Annotated in this window: 12 protein-coding genes and 1 tRNA gene; 2 read left to right on the top strand and 11 right to left on the bottom strand. The window is 69.1% G+C overall.

Annotation, left to right across the window (positions count from 1 at the left end):
• Window positions 1–3 precede the first annotated feature (3 nt).
• Window positions 4–1,677, bottom strand: coding sequence for a DUF885 domain-containing protein (locus QNO11_RS06590; protein ID WP_257509864.1), 1,674 nt, complete (start codon window positions 1,675–1,677; stop codon window positions 4–6).
• Between the two features lie 47 nt (window positions 1,678–1,724).
• The gene (gene polA / locus QNO11_RS06595) at window positions 1,725–4,364 is read right to left on the bottom strand and encodes a DNA polymerase I (protein ID WP_257509863.1); all 2,640 of its coding nucleotides are present in this window, start codon (window positions 4,362–4,364) and stop codon (window positions 1,725–1,727) included.
• 48 nt (window positions 4,365–4,412) lie between these two features.
• On the opposite strand from polA, the gene QNO11_RS06600 reads away from it, so the two are divergent.
• Window positions 4,413–4,835: a hotdog fold thioesterase gene (locus tag QNO11_RS06600; protein WP_257509862.1), complete on the top strand. Its 423-nt coding sequence runs from the start codon at window positions 4,413–4,415 to the stop codon at window positions 4,833–4,835.
• Window positions 4,836–4,930: 95 nt separating this feature from the next.
• On the opposite strand, the gene QNO11_RS06605 is transcribed toward QNO11_RS06600, so the two are convergent.
• Window positions 4,931–5,518, bottom strand: a complete 588-nt coding sequence (locus QNO11_RS06605) for an ANTAR domain-containing response regulator (protein WP_257493765.1) — start codon at window positions 5,516–5,518, stop codon at window positions 4,931–4,933.
• An 87-nt stretch (window positions 5,519–5,605) separates the two neighbouring features.
• On the opposite strand from QNO11_RS06605, the gene QNO11_RS06610 reads away from it, so the two are divergent.
• A tRNA-Leu gene (locus tag QNO11_RS06610) sits at window positions 5,606–5,689 on the top strand.
• A 54-nt stretch (window positions 5,690–5,743) separates the two neighbouring features.
• Here the strand turns inward: QNO11_RS06610 and pyk are convergent.
• Genes pyk through QNO11_RS06650 form a run of 8 tightly spaced genes read right to left on the bottom strand, consistent with a single transcriptional unit; the run spans window position 5,744 to window position 17,412 of the window.
• Window positions 5,744–7,192 (bottom strand): pyruvate kinase, encoded by a 1,449-nt coding sequence (gene pyk / locus QNO11_RS06615; protein WP_257509861.1) that lies wholly within the window; start codon window positions 7,190–7,192, stop codon window positions 5,744–5,746.
• A gap of 55 nt (window positions 7,193–7,247) precedes the next feature.
• Window positions 7,248–8,711 carry a glutamate synthase subunit beta gene (locus tag QNO11_RS06620; RefSeq protein WP_257509860.1) on the bottom strand — a complete coding sequence of 488 codons (1,464 nt, stop codon included), beginning with the start codon at window positions 8,709–8,711 and terminating at the stop codon, window positions 7,248–7,250.
• Complete coding sequence (gene gltB / locus QNO11_RS06625) at window positions 8,704–13,281, bottom strand: glutamate synthase large subunit (RefSeq protein ID WP_257509859.1); 4,578 nt, start codon at window positions 13,279–13,281, stop codon at window positions 8,704–8,706. The genes QNO11_RS06620 and gltB overlap by 8 nt, the downstream gene beginning before the upstream one ends.
• A 52-nt stretch (window positions 13,282–13,333) precedes the next feature.
• Window positions 13,334–14,305 (bottom strand): prolipoprotein diacylglyceryl transferase, encoded by a 972-nt coding sequence (gene lgt, locus QNO11_RS06630; RefSeq protein ID WP_257509858.1) that lies wholly within the window; start codon window positions 14,303–14,305, stop codon window positions 13,334–13,336.
• 53 nt (window positions 14,306–14,358) lie between these two features.
• A complete protein-coding gene (gene trpA, locus QNO11_RS06635; protein ID WP_257509857.1) occupies window positions 14,359–15,147 on the bottom strand; it encodes a tryptophan synthase subunit alpha in 789 nt (262 codons plus the stop codon).
• Window positions 15,144–16,406: a tryptophan synthase subunit beta gene (gene trpB, locus QNO11_RS06640; protein WP_257509856.1), complete on the bottom strand. Its 1,263-nt coding sequence runs from the start codon at window positions 16,404–16,406 to the stop codon at window positions 15,144–15,146. Before trpB ends, trpA begins: the two co-directional genes overlap by 4 nt.
• Window positions 16,403–17,179 carry an indole-3-glycerol phosphate synthase TrpC gene (gene trpC, locus QNO11_RS06645; protein WP_257509855.1) on the bottom strand — a complete coding sequence of 259 codons (777 nt, stop codon included), beginning with the start codon at window positions 17,177–17,179 and terminating at the stop codon, window positions 16,403–16,405. The genes trpB and trpC overlap by 4 nt, the downstream gene beginning before the upstream one ends.
• A gap of 2 nt (window positions 17,180–17,181) precedes the next feature.
• Window positions 17,182–17,412 carry a DUF6704 family protein gene (locus QNO11_RS06650; RefSeq protein WP_257509854.1) on the bottom strand — a complete coding sequence of 77 codons (231 nt, stop codon included), beginning with the start codon at window positions 17,410–17,412 and terminating at the stop codon, window positions 17,182–17,184.
• Window positions 17,413–17,428 lie beyond the last annotated feature (16 nt).

Below are 17,428 nucleotides of genomic sequence, written 5' to 3' on the forward strand. Positions count from 1 at the left end.
GGATCAGGCCTGCAGTGCGGCGCGCAGCGTGTCCAGGCCCACGCCGCCGACGTCCAGCGCACGCTTGTGGAACTGCTTGATCGAGAAGTCCGCGCCTTCGCGCTCGGCGACGTCGTCGCGCAGCTGCTCCCAGATGCGCTGGCCGACCTTGTACGACGGTGCCTGTCCCGGCCACCCGAAGTAACGGTTGACCTCGAACCGCACGAACTCGTCGGACATGTTGACGTTCCGGCGCATGAACTCCAGCGCGTAGTCGAAGTCCCACGTGCCGGTGCCGTCCAGACGCGGCTTCTGCAGGTGCACGCCGATGTCCAGCACCACGCGGGCGGCACGCATGCGCTGCCCGTCGAGCATGCCCAGGCGGTCGGCGGGGTCGTCGAGGTAGCCCAGTTGCTCCATGAGACGCTCGGCGTACAGCGCCCACCCTTCGGCGTGCCCGCTGGTGCCGGCCAGCAGCCGGCGCCACGAGTTCAGCTGGGTGCGGTTGTACACCGCCTGCGCGATCTGCAGGTGGTGACCCGGAACACCCTCGTGATACACCGTGGTCAGCTCCCGCCAGGTGTCGAACGTGTCGACGCCCTCGGGTACCGACCACCACATGCGGCCCGGCCGCGAGAAGTCGTCGGTGGGGCCGGTGTAGTAGATGCCGCCCTCGTTGGTCGGGGCGATCATGCACTCGAGCTTGCGGATCGGCTCGGGGATGTCGAAGTGGGTCCGACCCAGCTCCTCGACGGCACGGTCGCTGGTCTCCTGCATCCACCGCTGCAGCGCCTCGGTGCCGTGCAGCTGGCGGGCGGGGTCGGCTTCCAGCAGCGCGACGGCTTCTTCGACGGTGGCACCGGGAGAGATCTGGTTCGCGATCGACTCCTGCTCGGCCACCATGCGGGCGAGCTCTTCGATCCCCCACTCGTACGTCTCATCCAGGTCGATCTCGGCGCCGAGGAACCGCCGGGAGTGCAGCGCGTAGAGCTCGCGCCCCACCGCGTCCTGCTCCGAGGCCTCGGGGGCGAGCTCGTTCGACAGGAACGACGACAGCTCGTCGTACGCGACGCGGGCGGCGTTGCTGTTGTCGGTGAGCTCCCTGGCCAGGGACGCGGGTAGGTGTCCCTCCGCCGGTGCCGCGTCGGCGACGAAGCCGGCGAAGAACCCGGTGTCGCTGGTGTACCGGGCGATCTGCGTGACGACCTCCAGCACCTGACGTCGCGCCGGCACGACACCCTCCGCGATGCCTTCACGCAGCGTCTCGATGTAGCCGTCGATCGCCGCGGGCAGGGCTTTCAGTCGGGTGGAGACCACGCCCCAGTCCTGGACGGTGTCGGTGGGCATGAGGTCGAACGCCGAGCGCAGATCCTGTGCGGGCGAGGCGATGACGTTGAGGTCGCGCAGATGGGCCTTCGCGTCGTGCAGTTCCAGCTGCAGGCGCAGCTCGCGCGTCAGGTCCTCCTTCGTGACCCGGTCGACGTCGTCGACGGGCTCGGCCGCTTCGAGCGCTGCCAGCGTCGTGCGCGCGGCCTCCGCGGCGCGCGCCACACCGGCGGGCGACAGGTCGTCGAACCTGCCGTTGTGCTCGGTGCGTCCGATGTAGGTCGCCAGGATCGGGGAGAGTTCGGCGGCGGTGTCCACCCAGGCATCCGCGATCTCGTCGATCGGGGTCGTGGGCCGTGAGGTCTCGGTCATCCCTTGAGCCTAGAACCCGCGGCTGGGGACCGGAGGACAAACGCGCATCAGTGACCCGCCTCGTCCCAATCGGCGCCGCGGCCGATCTGCACATCCAGCGGCACCGAAAGCTCGGCGGCATCGCCCATGCGCTCGCGCACGATCCGCTCTGCGGCGTCCCACTCCCCCGGTGCGACCTCCACCACGAGCTCATCGTGGATCTGCAACAGCACGCGCGAGCGCAGCTGCTGCTGGGCGAACTCGGCGTGGATGCGGAACAGCGCGATCTTCATGATGTCGGCGGCGCTGCCCTGGATGGGCGCGTTCAGCGCGGCCCGCTCAGCGTTCTCGCGCAGCACCCGGTTGGGGCTGGACAGGTCGGGGAACGGCCGCCGCCTGCCGAAGATCGTCTCGGTGTACCCGTCGATCTTGGCCTGCTGCACCGAGGAGCGCAGGTAATCGCGCACCGCGCCGAAGCGGGCGAAGTACTCGAGCATGAGTCCCTTGGCCTCGGACTGCTCGATGCGCAGCTGCTTGGACAGGCCGAATGCCGACAGGCCGTAGACGAGCCCATACGACATGGCTTTCACCTTGGTGCGCATCGCGGAGGTGACTTCCTCCGGCTCCACACCGAACACGCGGGCGCCGACGAAGCGGTGCAGGTCCTCGCCGGAGCGGAACGCCTCGATGAGTCCGGGGTCGCCTGACAGGTGCGCCATGATGCGCATCTCGATCTGCGAGTAGTCGGCCGTCAGCAGCGTCTCGTAGCCCTCGCCCACCTGGAACGCGGCACGGATGCGGCGGCTCTCGGTGGTGCGGATGGGGATGTTCTGCAGGTTGGGGTCGGTGCTGGACAGGCGCCCGGTCTGACTTCCGGTCTGCACGTACGTGGTGTGCACACGGCCGTCGGCGGCGATCGCGGTGTCCAGCGACTCGATGATCTGCCGCAGCTTCGTGGCCTCGCGGTGCTGCAGCAGCTGGTCCAGGAACGGATGCGGGTTGGATTCCTGCAGGTCGGCGAGCACCGCGGCATCCGTGGAGTAGCCGGTCTTGGTCTTGCGGGTCTTCGGCAGCTGGAGCTGCTCGAACAGCACGTCCTGCAGCTGCTTGGGTGAACCGAGGTTCACCTCCCGCTCGATCGTGACGTACGCCTGCTGCGCGATGGTCTCGGCGCGTTCGGCGAGCTCGCCGGAGAACGCCGAGAGCTTCTCGTGCGAGACGGCGACACCGGCCAGCTCCATGTCGGCGAGGGTCAGCAGCGTCGGCAGCTCGATGTCGGTGAGGACGGATGCCACGCTCTCGGGCAGTTCTGTGCGCAGCGCCTCGGCCACCCGCAGCGTGAACCACGACACCTGGCCGGGGGTCGCACCCTCGGTCTCGGGCACGAGCTGGGTCGGGTCGGCTTCGGGGAGCTTCTCGCCGAGGTAGCGGTCCACCAGGTCGGAGAGGTTCTTGTCCGGGAAGCTGGGGCGCAGCAGCCAGCCGGCCACGATCGCATCGAACACGAGCGAGTCGACGGTGACGCCGGCGCGGCGCAGCGCCTTGACCTGGGGCTTGGCGTCGGAGAAGACCTTGGGTGCGGCCGAGGCGAACCACGGCGCGAGCACTGCGGCGGTTTCGTCGTTCCAGTCGATTTCCGCCGCGGCATCCGTGGTGGCAAGACCCACGCGCTGCGGCAGTCCGCCGGACATCGTCACCGTGACGGACACTTCGCCCTGCGCCGCCTGCAACCAGTCGGACAGCCCCGCCGCGTCCGGCGCGATCGGGGTGGGTGCCGCGGTGACGGGACGGGTGTCCTCGTGCGTGCCGGTATCGACGGCGCCGGCGGCCTCGAACACGCGCGGCAGCAGGGTGCGGAACTCCAGCCGCGCGAAGATGTCGCGCACGGCCTGGGTGTCGATGGGCTGCACCGCGAGGTCCTGCGGGGTCACCGGCAGCTCGACGTCGCGTAGCAGCCGGTTCAGCATGCGGTTGCGGCGCACGCCGTCGAGGTGCTCGCGCAGGTTGCCGCCGACGACGCCGGGGATCTTGTCGGCGTTCTCCAGCAGGGCATCGAGCGTCCCCCACTGCGTCAGCCACTTCACCGCCGTCTTCTCCCCCACCTTCGGCACGCCCGGCAGGTTGTCGCTGGTCTCGCCCACGAGTGCGGCGATGTCGGGGTAGTTCTCCGGCGGCAGGCCGTACTTCTCCACCACCGCGGCGGGGTCGTAGCGCTTCAGCTGCGACACGCCCTGCACGCTCGGGTACAGGAGCGTGATGTCGTCGTTGACCAGCTGGATCGTGTCGCGGTCGCCGGAGCACACCAGCACGTCGAAGCCGGCGGCGGCGCCCTCCGTCGCGAGGGTCGCCAGGATGTCGTCGGCTTCGAAGTCCTCCTTCTGCAGCACGGTGATGTTCATCGCCGCCAGGCACTCCTGGAGCAGCGGGATCTGCCCCTTGAACTCCGCGGGCGACTCGGAGCGGTTCGCCTTGTATTCGGGGTACTCCCGGGTGCGGAACGACTGCCGTGAGGTGTCGAACGCCACCGCGACGTGCGTGGGCTTCTCGGCCTTCAGCAGGTTCACGAACATCGACAGGAACCCGTAGATGCCGTTGGTGTGCTGGCCGTCCTTGGTGGTGAAGTTGTCCACCGGGAGGGCGAAGAACGCCCGGTATGCCAGCGAGTGGCCGTCGACGATGAGAAGGGTAGGCTTTGCGGCATCCGTCACCATGACAGCCTAACTTCGGGCTGGGACACCTTGAGCCGAGAGCAGGACATGACCGATCAGGATGCCGCGCCCATCGCCGGACTCGAGTGGGTCTCCCGACGTGGACTCGGCGCCCTCGCCGACAAGATGGGGATCGAATTCACCGAGTTCACCGTCGATCGGTGCGTCGCGACCATGCCCGTCGAGGGCAACACCCAGCCGGTGGGGCTGCTGCACGGCGGCGCCTACGTCGTCCTCGGCGAATCGATGGGTTCGATGGCCGCGAACCTGCACGCGGGCCCCGGGCGCCTGGCGGTCGGCACCGATATCAACGCCACCCATACGCGCTCCGCCACGAGCGGTCAGGTCACCGCCGTCTGCACGCCGATCCACCTAGGCCGCTCGATGACGGTGCACGAGATCGTCGTGAGCGACGACGACGGGCGACGCTGCTCGACGGTGCGCATCACGAACCTGATCCGGGAACGCTGAACCGACGGCCGGGGTGCCCGGTGCCCCGCGAGAAACCAAAAATCGGATGAGACCCACCGCATCGCGGTGTTTCTCATCCGAAAAATGGTGTCTGGTTACTTCTTCGGCGCGAGCTGCTCGATGATCGCCTTGGCGACGTCCTGCATGGTGAGACGGCGATCCATGGATGCCTTCTGGATCCAGCGGAACGCCTCGGGCTCGGTCAGGCCCATCTTCTCGTTGAGCAGACCCTTCGCGCGATCCACGAGCTTGCGGGTCTCGAACCGCTCGACCATGTCGGCGACCTCGGCCTCGAGCGTGATGATCTGCTCGTAGCGGGCCAGGGCGATCTCGATCGCCGGCAGCAGGTCGTTCGGGGTGAAGGGCTTGACCACGTAGGCCAGCGCGCCGGCCTCGGTCGCCCGCTCCACGAGCTCCTTCTGGCTGAACGCCGTCAGCAGCACGACCGGCGCGATGTGCGCCTTGCTCAGCTTCTCGGCTGCGGAGATGCCATCGAGCACCGGCATCTTCACGTCCATGATCACGAGGTCCGGGCGCAGCTCCGTGGCCAGCTGGACGGCCGTCTCACCGTCACCGGCCTCGCCCACGACATCGAATCCGTTGTCGCGGAGGATCTCGACGATGTCGAGACGGATCAGCGACTCGTCCTCGGCGACGACGACGCGTCGGGGGGCTGTGGCCATGGGGGTGGCGGTTTCGTCGAGCTCAGTCACGTCTCCATTCTAGGCCAGTCGAGGCTGTGTACCTGCGGTATCGTCATTGAGGTACTTGCCGGTGTGGCGGAATGGCAGACGCGACCGACTCAAAATCGGTTGTCTTCGGACGTGTGGGTTCGACTCCCACCACCGGTACCAACGACAGAAGAGGGATGCCGCATCGCGGCATCCCTCTTCTGGTGGCATCCGGCCTTACTGCTCGGCCTTGTAGATCGGCGCCTTGCCGTGCACGGCGTCGCCCACCTTGTGGATGCGGATGTCGTTGGTCGACCCGATGATTCCGGGAGGGGATCCGGAGATCACCACGACGCGGTCGCCGACCTCGGCCAGGCCGTTGGAGAGCAGGTAGTCGTCGACCTGGATGAACATGAGGTCGGTGTGAGCCACGTGCTCCACGAGGGTCGACTGCACACCCCACGTGATCGCCATCCGCCGGCGGATGGCCGGGTCGGGGGTGAAGCCGATCATCGGGATCTTCGGACGCAGCCGCGACATGCGTCGGGCGGTGTCACCGGACTCGGTGAAGATGCAGACGTACTTGGCGTCGACGAACTCGGCCACCTCCATCGCCGCGAGGGTGATGGCGCCGCCCTGCGTGCGCGGCTTGGTGTTCAGCGGCGCGATGCGCTCGAGCCCGTGGTCTTCGGTGGATTCGATGATGCGTGCCATCGTCTGCACGACCACGACGGGGTAGTCCCCGACGCTGGTCTCACCGGACAGCATGACCGCGTCGGCACCGTCGAGGACGGCGTTGGCGACGTCGCTGGTCTCGGCGCGGGTGGGCACCGGGTTGTTGATCATCGACTCGAGCATCTGCGTCGCGACGATGACGGGCTTGGCCATGCGACGGCACAGCTCCACGGCCCGCTTCTGCACGATCGGGACGGCTTCCAGCGGAAGCTCGACGCCCAGGTCACCGCGGGCGACCATGATGCCGTCGAACGCGTCGATGATCTCCTCGAGGTTTTCCACGGCCTGCGGCTTCTCGATCTTGGCGATGACGGGGACGCGGCGGCCCTCTTCAGCCATGATCTCGTGCACGCGGGTGACGTCCTCGGCGCTGCGCACGAACGACAGGGCGATGAGGTCGGCGCCTGCGCGCAGGCCCCAACGCAGGTCCGCTTCGTCCTTGTCCGACAGTGCGGGGACGTTGACGGCGACGCCGGGCAGGTTGATGCCCTTGTTGTTGGACACCGGCCCGCCGACGATGACCTTGGTCGTGACGACCTGGCCTTCGACGCCGGTGACCTCGACGCGCACCTTGCCGTCGTCGATCAGGAGGAAGTCTCCCGGCTTGACGTCGGCGGGCAGGCCCTTGAAGGTCGTCGAGACGAGCTCCTTGGTGCCTTCGATGTCTTCGGTGGTGATCTTGAAGACATCACCCTCGGAGAGGTGGTGCGGGCCTGCGGCGAACTTGCCGAGACGGATCTTGGGTCCCTGCAGGTCCACCAGTGCGGCAACGGCGCGACCGGCATCCTTGGCCGCCTTGCGCACGTTGGCGAAGTTGTTCTCGTGCACGGAGTAGTCCCCGTGGCTCAGGTTGAATCGGGCTACGTCGACACCGGCGTCGATGATCGCGCGGACCATCTCATAGGTGGACGTGGCTGGGCCGAGAGTGGCGACGATTTTCGCGCGTCTCATCGTGTGGTGCTCCGGTCGTTGGGGGGATTGGCGGACAACTGCCGCAGGTACCAGCCTACGCCTGCAGGCCGATTGCGATATCGGTGGGGCGAACGGGAGAAATCAACTCCGTCGCCCCCATGAGGTAGCGATCGACGGATGCCGCCGCTCCCCGGCCCTCGGCGATCGCCCAGACGATGAGCGACTGACCGCGGCCGGCGTCGCCGGCGACGAACACACCGGGGTGCGTCGCCTGGTAGTCGTCGTCGCGGGTGATGGCGCCGCGCGGGGTGAACTGCGCCTCGAGCTGATCTTCCAGCTGGGCACGCTCGGGGCCGGTGAAGCCCATCGCGATCAGCACCAGGTCGGCGGGGATCTCGCGCTCGGTGCCGCTCTTGGGGACGCGGCGGCCGTCGATGTACTCGGTCTCGGCCACCCGGAGCGCGCGCACTTCGCCGACCTCGTTGCCGAGGAACTCGACGGTGGAGGCCAGATATGCCCGCTCACCGCCCTCCTCGTGCGCGGAGGACACCTCGAAGATAGTCGGCGCCATCGGCCACGGCTGGCTGTCGGTCCGGGCCGCGGGCGGCTGCTTGCCGATCGCCAGGTTGGTCACGCTCAGCGCACCCTGGCGGTGGGCCGTGCCGATGCAGTCGGCGCCGGTGTCGCCGCCGCCGATGACGATGACGTGCTTGCCCTGCGCGCTGATCTGGTTGGGAACCTGGTCGCCGGCGACGGCCTTGTTCGATTCCACCAGGAACTCCATCGCGAAGTGCACGCCGGCAAGATCGCGCCCCGGGATCGCCAGGTCACGCGGCACGGTGGCGCCGGTGGCGACCACGACCGCGTCATAGCGTGCCCGCAGCTGATCCCAGGGGATGTCCTTGCCGATCTCGACGCCGGCGCGGAAGCGGGTGCCCTCGTCCTGCATCTGGCGCAGCCGGGACTCGAGGTGACGCTTCTCCATCTTGAAGTCGGGGATGCCGTAACGCAGCAGCCCGCCGATGCGGTCGTCCCGCTCGAACACGGCGACGGTGTGGCCGGCGCGGGTCAACTGCTGCGCGGCGGCGAGGCCGGCCGGGCCCGATCCGACCACGGCGACGGTCTTGCCGGTGAGGCGTCCCGGCGGCTCCGGTTCGACCCAGCCGCGCGCGAAGGCCTCGTCGATGATCGAGACTTCGACCTGCTTGATCGTCACGGCGGGCTGGTTGATGCCCAGCACGCACGAGCTCTCGCAGGGCGCCGGGCACAGGCGCCCGGTGAACTCCGGGAAGTTGTTCGTCGCGTGCAGCCGCTCGATGGCGCTGCGGGACTGGCCACGCCAGGTCAGGTCGTTCCACTCCGGGATGAGGTTGCCCAGCGGACACCCCTGGTGGCAGAACGGCACACCGCAGTCCATGCAGCGGCCGGCCTGGCGGCGGAGCACGGCCGAATCCCCCGGCTCGTACACCTCTTTCCAGTCCATGATGCGCACCGGCACCGGTCGGCGCGGCGGCAGCTCGCGCTCGGTGACTTTCAAAAAGCCCTTGGGGTCAGCCACCCGTCACCTCCATGATGCGGTTCCAGACGACGTCGCCGTCGGGGTCGAGTCCTTCTGCGGCCGCCTCCTGGCGGGTCTGCAGCACGGCCGCGTAGTCACGCGGCACGACGCGGACGAAGTTGCCCGCCTCGACGTCGAAGTTCTCCAGCAGGGATGCCGCGAGCGACGATTCCGTCTCGGCGACGTGCTGCAGCAGCAGGTCGCGCAGGATCTCGATATCGCCGGAGCCCATCTCCAGCAGCTCCAGCTCGCCGCTGGCGAGCGACTCGCGGTTCACCAGCGCCCGGTCGAGCTTGTAGATGTAGGCGGTGCCGCCGGACATGCCGGCACCGAGGTTGCGCCCGGTGGCGCCGAGGATGACGGCGAGTCCGCCGGTCATGTACTCCAGCGCGTGGTCGCCCACGCCCTCGACGACCGCGGTCGCGCCGGAGTTGCGCACGAAGAACCGCTCCCCCACCACGCCTCGCAGGAACATGGTGCCCTGCGTCGCGCCGTACCCGATCACGTTGCCGGCGATCACGTTGCGGGACGCGTCGAACCCGGCTCCACGCGGCGGACGCACCACGATCTGCCCGCCGGAAAGACCCTTGCCGACGTAGTCGTTGGAGTCGCCCTCCAGCCGCAGCGTGATGCCGGCGGGCAGGAACGCCCCGAAGGACTGCCCCGCCGAGCCGGTGAGGTTCACCACGATCGACCCGGATGGCAGCCCGTTGACGCCGTGCGCCAGCGTGACCCGGTTGCCGAGCATGGTGCCCACCGCCCGCTCCGTGTTGCGGATGGGCAGGTCGATGCTGATCTGACCGCCGTGCGCGATGACGTCCTGAGCGCGTTCGATCAGCTGCACATCGAAGTGCGCCTCGAGCTCATGGTCCTGACCGCGCATGTTGCGGCGAGGTGCCGACTCGGCGAACGCCGGCCCGCGCAGGATGGGCGTCAGGTCCAGGCCGCTGGCCTTCCAGTGCGAGATTGCGCCGTTGACGTCGAGCAGCTCGCTGTGGCCGATGGCTTCTTCCATCGAGCGGAACCCGAGCTCGGCGAGGTACTCGCGCACCTCCTGGGCGAGGAACTCCATGAAGTTCACCACGTGCTCGGCCTTGCCGGTGAAGCGCGAACGCAGCACCGGGTTCTGCGTCGCAACTCCCACCGGACACGTGTCGAGGTGGCAGACCCGCATCATGATGCAGCCCTCCACCACCAGCGCGGTCGTGGCGAAACCGAACTCCTCTGCACCCAGCAGCGCGGCGATGATCACGTCGCGGCCGGTCTTGAGCTGCCCGTCGGCCTGCACGACCACCCGGTCGCGCATGTTGTTGAGCATGAGCGTCTGCTGGGTCTCGGCAAGACCCAGCTCCCACGGGGTTCCGGCGTGCTTGAGCGAGTTCAGCGGGCTCGCGCCGGTGCCGCCGTCGTGGCCGGAGACGAGGATGACGTCGGCGAGGGCCTTGGCGGTGCCTGCGGCGACCGCGCCGATGCCGGACTGGCTGACGAGCTTGACGTGCACGCGGGCGGCCGGGTTGGCGCGCTTGAGATCGAAGATCAGCTGCTTGAGGTCTTCGATCGAGTAGATGTCATGGTGCGGCGGCGGCGAGATGAGTCCCACCCCGGGGGTTCCGCCGCGGGTACGGGCGATCCAGGGATACACCTTCGCCGGCGGCAGCTGCCCGCCCTCACCGGGCTTGGCGCCCTGGGCGAGCTTGATCTGGATGTCCTCGGCGTGGGTGAGGTACATGCTGGTGACGCCGAACCGACCGGATGCCACCTGCTTGATGGCGCTGCGGCGCTGCGGGTCCAGCAGCCGGTCGACGTCTTCGCCGCCTTCGCCGGTGTTCGACTTGCCGCCGATGCGGTTCATCGCGATCGCGAGCGTCTCGTGCGCTTCCTTCGAGATGGAGCCGTAGCTCATCGCGCCGGTGGAGAACCGCTTGATGATCGCCGAGATCGGTTCGACCTCGTCGATCGGCACGGGCGGTCGCAGGCCGCTGCGGAGCGTGAACATGCCGCGCAGCGTCTTGAGCTGCTTGGCCTGGTCGTCGACGAGCTTGGTGTACTCGCGGAAGATGTCGTACCGGCGGGAGCGAGTGGAGTGCTGCAGGCGGAACACCGTGTCCGGGTTGAACAGGTGCGGGGAGCCGTCGCGGCGCCACTGATACTCGCCGCCGGTCCACAGCCGCTCGTGCGCACGCGCCGCGCCGTCCTCGGGGTACGCCCAGTTGTGACGCGCCTGGTTCTCGGCGGCGATCTCGGCCACGCCGATGCCCCCGAGCTTGCTCTCGGTGCCGGTGAAGTAGTCGTCGATGAATTCCTGCGACAGGCCCACCGCTTCGAACGCCTGCGCGCCGGCGTAGGACGACACCGTGGAGATGCCCATCTTCGACATGATCTTCAGTACGCCCTTGCCCAGCGCATACAGCACGTTGGCGACGGCCTTCTCGGGGGTGAGCCCGGTGATGAACCCGGCGCGTACCAGGTACTCCACCGACTCCATCGCGAGGTAGGGGTTCACCGCGGATGCGCCGTAGCCGATGAGCGTCGCCACGTGGTGCACTTCGCGCACGTCGCCGGCTTCGACCACCAGGCCGACCTTCATCCGGTTCTGCTTGCGGATGAGGTGGTGGTGCACCGCGGAGACCATCAGCAGCGACGGGATCGGCACGAGGTCTTTGGTCGAGTCGCGGTCGGAGAGGATGAGGAACTCCGCACCGTCTTCGATCGCCCGCTCCGCCTCGGCGCACAGTTCGTCGATGCGCGCCTTCAGCGTGCCCGGGTCGGCGTCGGAGTGGTACAGCCCCTTGAGCGTGACGGCGCGGCGGCCGGGCATGATGCGCTCGATGTTCTGGATCTTGGCGAGCTCGTCGTTGTCGATCACCGGGAAATCGAGGGTGATCTGACGGGCGTGGTCGGGACCGGAGGACAGCAGGTTGCGCTCCGGGCCCAGGCCCGCGCGCAGGCTGGTGACGACCTCTTCGCGGATGGAGTCCAGCGGCGGGTTGGTGACCTGCGCGAACTGCTGCACGAAGTAGTCGAACAGCAGGCGGGGTCGCTCACTGAGGACGGCGATGGGCGTGTCAGAGCCCATGGCGCCGATCGGCTCGGCGCCGTTCTGCCCCATCGGGGTGAGGAGGATGCGCACCTCCTCCTCGGTGTAGCCGAACGTCCGCTGACGACGGGTGATCGAGGCGATGGGGTGCACGATGTGCTCGCGTTCGGGCAGCTCCGACAGCTGCAGCCGCTGGCGCAGCCACAGCTCCCAGGGCTCGGAGGCGGCCAGGCGCGCCTTGATCTCGGCATCCTCCACGATGCGCCGCTCCGCGGTGTCGACGAGGAACATCCGCCCGGGGCGCAGCCGGCCGCGACGCTTGATGCGCTCCGGCTCGAAATCGAGCACGCCGGTCTCGCTGCCGATGACGATGAGCCCGTCGGTGGTCTCGGTCCAGCGCCCGGGGCGCAGGCCGTTGCGGTCAAGCGTGGCGCCGACCTGCGTGCCGTCGGTGAAGATGAGCGCGGCCGGGCCGTCCCAGGGCTCCATGAGCATGGAGTGGTAGTCGTAGAACGCCCGGAGATCCGGCGCGATGTCGGCCTGCTTCTCGTACGCCTCCGGCACCATCATCATGATCGCGTGCGGCAGGCTCCGGCCGCTGAGGGTCAGCAGTTCCAGCACCTCGTCGAACGACGCGGAGTCGCTCGCCCCGTCGGTGCAGATCGGCAGCAGCGGACGGATGTCGCCCAGCAGCTCGGATTCCAGCTGCGACTGGCGGGCACGCATCCAGTTGCGGTTGCCGCTGACGGTGTTGATCTCGCCGTTGTGGGCGAGCATGCGCAGCGGCTGGGCCAGCGGCCACGACGGGAACGTGTTGGTGGAGTAGCGCGAGTGCACCACAGCCAGCTCCGACGCGAAGCGCTCGTCCTGCAGGTCGGGGTAGAACGGCTCCAGCTGCAGCGTCGTGACCATGCCCTTGTAGCCGAGCGTGCGGCAGGACAGCGAGACGAAGTAGGCGCCCAGTTCGTGCTGCGCGCGCTTGCGCAGCCGGTAGGCGCGGCGGTCCAGTTCGATGCCGGACAGCGCTGCGGCGCCGCCGATGGCGGGCCGTGACACGAACAGCTGCTCGAACGTGGGGCGGGCGTCGTAGGCGAGCCTGCCGAGGTTGTCCTCGACGGTGGGGACCACGCGCCAGCCCAGCACCGTCAGTCCCTCGCGGGCGGCGAGCTGTTCGATGCCCGACTTCAGCTCCTCGCGGGCCTCGTCATCCAGCGGCAGGAACGCCATGCCGGCGGCATACTCCCCCACCGGCGGCAGGTCGAAGTCGACCACCGCGCGCAGGAAGGCATCCGGCATCTGCGTGAGGATGCCTGCTCCGTCGCCGGTGCCCGCGTCGGAGCCGATGGCCCCGCGGTGCTCCAGGTTGCGCAGGGCCGTCAGCGCGAGCTCGACGATGTCATGCCCGGCGTGGCCGCGCAGGGTGGCGACCATCGCCAGCCCGCACGCATCCTTTTCGAAGGCCGGGTTGTACATCCCCTGACGCGGGGGGAACGCCGCTGGTGCGCCGGCGTTGTGACGGGGGCTCGAAGGCATACCTTCCGTCCTCACTCTGATACTCAAGATGGGACGCCGTCGGCCCTGGGCGTTACTTGCTGGGGACTGCGCTTGTGGCTGTCTCCTCGGAACCATCGGACGCGGGGGGTGCGCTCACGTCGACGAAGTCTTCGGTGTTCTGTGATTGTACAACCCCGTCGGGGTACCACTGGCGGCCGGGCACGTACACCGACGGTTCACCGCCCGTGTGGCGGCGCTTCTGGACGACGATGATGACCAGACCCACCACGACGCCGAGGATCGCGACCCACACGTTGGTACGCAGGCCCAGGATCACTTCGCTGGGGTCGATGCGCAGCGACTCCCACACGATCCGACCGGCGCTGTACCAGACCAGGTAGAGCCCGAACAGGCGCCCCCACTGCAGGCGGAGCTTGCGACCGGCCCACAGCAGGACCACGACCCCCAGCAGGTTCCAGAGCACTTCGTACAGGAACGTGGGGTGGAACAGCGTGCCCTCCGGCAGGCCGACGGGCCACGCCGCGTTCGGGTAGTCGATCTCCAGGCCCCACGGCAGGTCGGTCGGCAGGCCGTACAGCTCCTGGTTGAACCAGTTGCCGAACCGGCCGATGGCCTGCGCCAGCAGCAGGCCGGGGGCCAGCGCGTCGGCGAAGCTCCAGAAGCGGATGCCGGTCCAGCGGCAGCCCAGCCATGCGCCGACGGCGCCGCCCAGGAGTGCGCCGAAGATCGCGATGCCGCCTTCCCAGATGAACAAGACCGCCCACGGGTTCTTGTCCGCACCGAAGTAGAACCCCGGGTGGGTGAGCACGTGGAAGATGCGGGCGCCGATGATCGCCAGCGGCACCGCGAGCAGGGCGATGTCGATGACGACCCAGGGCTCGGCACCGCGCTTGGTGAGGCGGTGGTTGGTGAGCACGGCGGCGGCGAGGATGCCGGCGATGATGCACAGCGCGTAGATGTGGATGCGCAGCGGGCCCAGATCCCAGTAGGCCACGTCGGGGCTCGGGATGCTGGCGACGACGCTCAGGGCGGCGTTGATCATGGGCGATCGTGTCCTTGCGTTCGGAGGGCCGGCGGCGGTCCGGCCTGAGAAGTCTAGTTCGCGGCGGTGCCGGCGGTGAGTGCGCGGGTCGTGGCGGCGAGGCCGTCCAGTCCCCCGTCGCGCAGCGCCCGCACCAGCGCGGTGCCGACGATCGCGCCGTCGGCGTAGTCGAGCACCCCGGCGACGTGCTCGGGAGTGGAGATGCCGATGCCCACGCAGGCGCGCTCGCAGCCGTGGTCGCGCAGGCGCTGCACGAGCGTGCGCGCCGCGGCATCCAGATCGGCCCGCTCCCCCGTGATGCCCATCGTGGAGACGGTGTACACGAAGCCCGTCGAGGCCGCCACGATCAGGTCGAGGCGCTCGTCGGTGGAGGTGGGGGCGGCGAGGAACACGCGGTCAAGGCCGGTGCGCTCGGACGCGGCGATCCACTCGGCGGCGGCGTCGGGGGTGATGTCGGGCGTGATGAGCCCCGCTCCCCCCGCGGCGAGCAGGTCGTCTGCGTAGCGGTCGACGCCGTACTGCATGACCGGGTTCCAGTAGGTCATCACCAGGATCGGCACGTCGACGCGGGCGGCGATCTCGCGCACCGCGGTGAACGTGTCGCGCAGCCGGAAGCCGCCGGCCAGTGCGGCCTGAGTGGCCTCCTGGATGACGGTGCCGTCCATCACCGGATCCGAATACGGCGGGCCGAGCTCGAGCACGTCGGCGCCGTTCTCGGCGAGGGTGACGGCGGCGTCGATGCTCGTCTGCAGGTCGGGGAAGCCCAGCGGAAGGTAGCCGACGAACGCACCGCGCCCCTCGGCGGCGGCCCGATCGAGCGCGGCGGCGACGCGGGAGGTCACAGTTCGATCCCTTCGCCGGTGGCGGCGTCGTCTTCCGGCGGGGTGACCACCGGTGCGGGTGCTTCGTCGCCGTACAGGCCGAACCAGCGCGCCGCGGTGTCCATGTCCTTGTCGCCGCGGCCGGACAGGCTCACCGCGAGCACAGCATCGGGGCCCATCTCGCGGCCCAGGCGCAGCGCGCCGGCGAGGGCGTGGGCCGACTCGATCGCGGGGATGATGCCCTCGGTCCGGCTGAGCAGGCGCAGGGCGTCCATCGCCTCGGTGTCGGTGGCGGGGATGTACTCGGCGCGGCCGATGGCCGACAGCCACGCGTGCTCGGGTCCGACGCCGGGGTAGTCCAGGCCGGCGGAGATGGAGTGGGACTCGACGGTCTGACCGTCCTCGTCCTGCAGCACGAACGTCTTCGCGCCGTGCAGCACGCCGGGGCGGCCGCGTTCGATGGAGGCGGCGTGACGGAGCGTGTCGACGCCGTCGCCGGCGGCCTCCACTCCGTACAGCTTCACGTCTTCGTCGTCGAGGAAGGCGTGGAACATGCCGATGGCGTTGGATCCGCCGCCGACGCACGCGATGACCGCGTCGGGCAGGCGCCCGATCTCCGCCAGCAGCTGGGCGCGGGCCTCTTCGCTGATGATCTTCTGGAAGTCGCGCACCATCGCCGGGAACGGGTGGGGGCCTGCGGCGGTGCCGAAGATGTAGTTGGTCGTCTCGACGCTGGCGACCCAGTCGCGGTATGCCTCGTTGATCGCGTCCTTGAGGGTGCGCGATCCGGTGGTGACGGGGATGACCTCGGCGCCCAGCAGCCGCATCCGGGCGACGTTGAGCGCCTGACGCTCGGTGTCGACCTCGCCCATGTAGATGGTGCAGTCGAAGCCGAACAGCGCCGCCGCGGTGGCTGTGGCGACGCCGTGCTGGCCGGCGCCGGTCTCGGCGATGACGCGGGTCTTGCCCAGACGCTGGGTGAGCAGCGCCTGCCCGATGACGTTGTTGATCTTGTGCGAACCGGTGTGGTTGAGGTCTTCGCGCTTCAGGAAGATGCGGGCGCCGCCGGCGTGCGCGGCGAACCGCGGCACCTCGGTCAGCGGCGACGGCCGACCGGCGTAGGAGCGCAGCAGGCCCTCGAACTCCGCCTGGAAGGCGGGGTCGACCTTGGCCGCCTCGTACACGGCGGTCAGCTCGTCGATCGCGGCGATGAGGGATTCCGGCATGTACCGGCCCCCGAACTCGCCGAAGAAGGGTCCAGCGGCATCGCGCAGGCTCATGAGCCGGCCTCCAGGAAAGCAGTGAGTGTCGAGACGGGGTCGCCGGTGACCAGCGCCTCCCCGATGAGCACGACGTCGGCGCCGGCACCGCGGTAGTGGGCGACGTCGGCGGGGGTGAGTACGGCGGATTCCGCGATCTTCACGGCATCCGCGGGGAGGTGCTCAGCCAGACGGCCGAACAGGTCGCGGTCCAGCTGGAACGTCGACAGGTCGCGGGCGTTCACGCCCACCAGGCGCGCTCCCACGTCGGCGGCGCGGTGCACCTCGTCCAGCGAATGGGTCTCCACCAGCGGCGTCATGCCCAATTCCAGCACGAGGGCGTGCAGCTCGGCCAGCAGCGGCTGCTCGAGCGCCGCGACGATCAGCAGCACGAGGTCGGCGCCACAGGCGCGGGCCTCGAGCACCTGGTAGGGCGTGGCGATGAAGTCCTTGCGCAGCACCGGCACCGTCACGGCGGCCTTGACCGCCTCGAGGTCGGCCAGGCTCCCCTTGAAGCGGCGCCCTTCGGTCAACACCGAGATGGCGCTGGCGCCGCCGGTCTCGTACAGCGAGGCCTGGTGGGCGGGGTCGGGGATCGCCGCGAGGTCGCCGCGCGAAGGGCTCGCGCGTTTGACCTCGGCGATGATCTTCACCCGTGCGACCGGTGCCAGCGCTGCCAGCGCGTCACGCGCCGGTGCCTGCGCGGCAGCGAGTCTCTCGACCTCGGCGAGCGGGCGCAGCAGCGCTCGCTGCTCGGCATCCTCGACTGCGCCGGCCGTGAGGCCCGCGAGCATGCTCAATGCTGCTTCGACGCGTACTTGGGGCCGTTGACGCCGTAACCGACCTTGGCCATGATCAGGCCCACGACCGCGCCGACGACGAGGAGACCGGCGGAGGCCCAGACCAGTGCCGGCATGTCGAGCCAGAAGAACACGGTGCCGAGCACCACCGCGAGCAGCATGATCACGACGGCGGTCCACGCTGCCGGGGAGTGTCCGTGACCGGGGTCGCCGATGGGGTTGCTCATGGGTCTCCTTCGCGTG

Origin of the sequence: Microbacterium sp. zg-B96 (genome assembly GCF_030246865.1) — a bacterium.
Classification (GTDB): Bacteria; Actinomycetota; Actinomycetes; order Actinomycetales; family Microbacteriaceae; genus Microbacterium.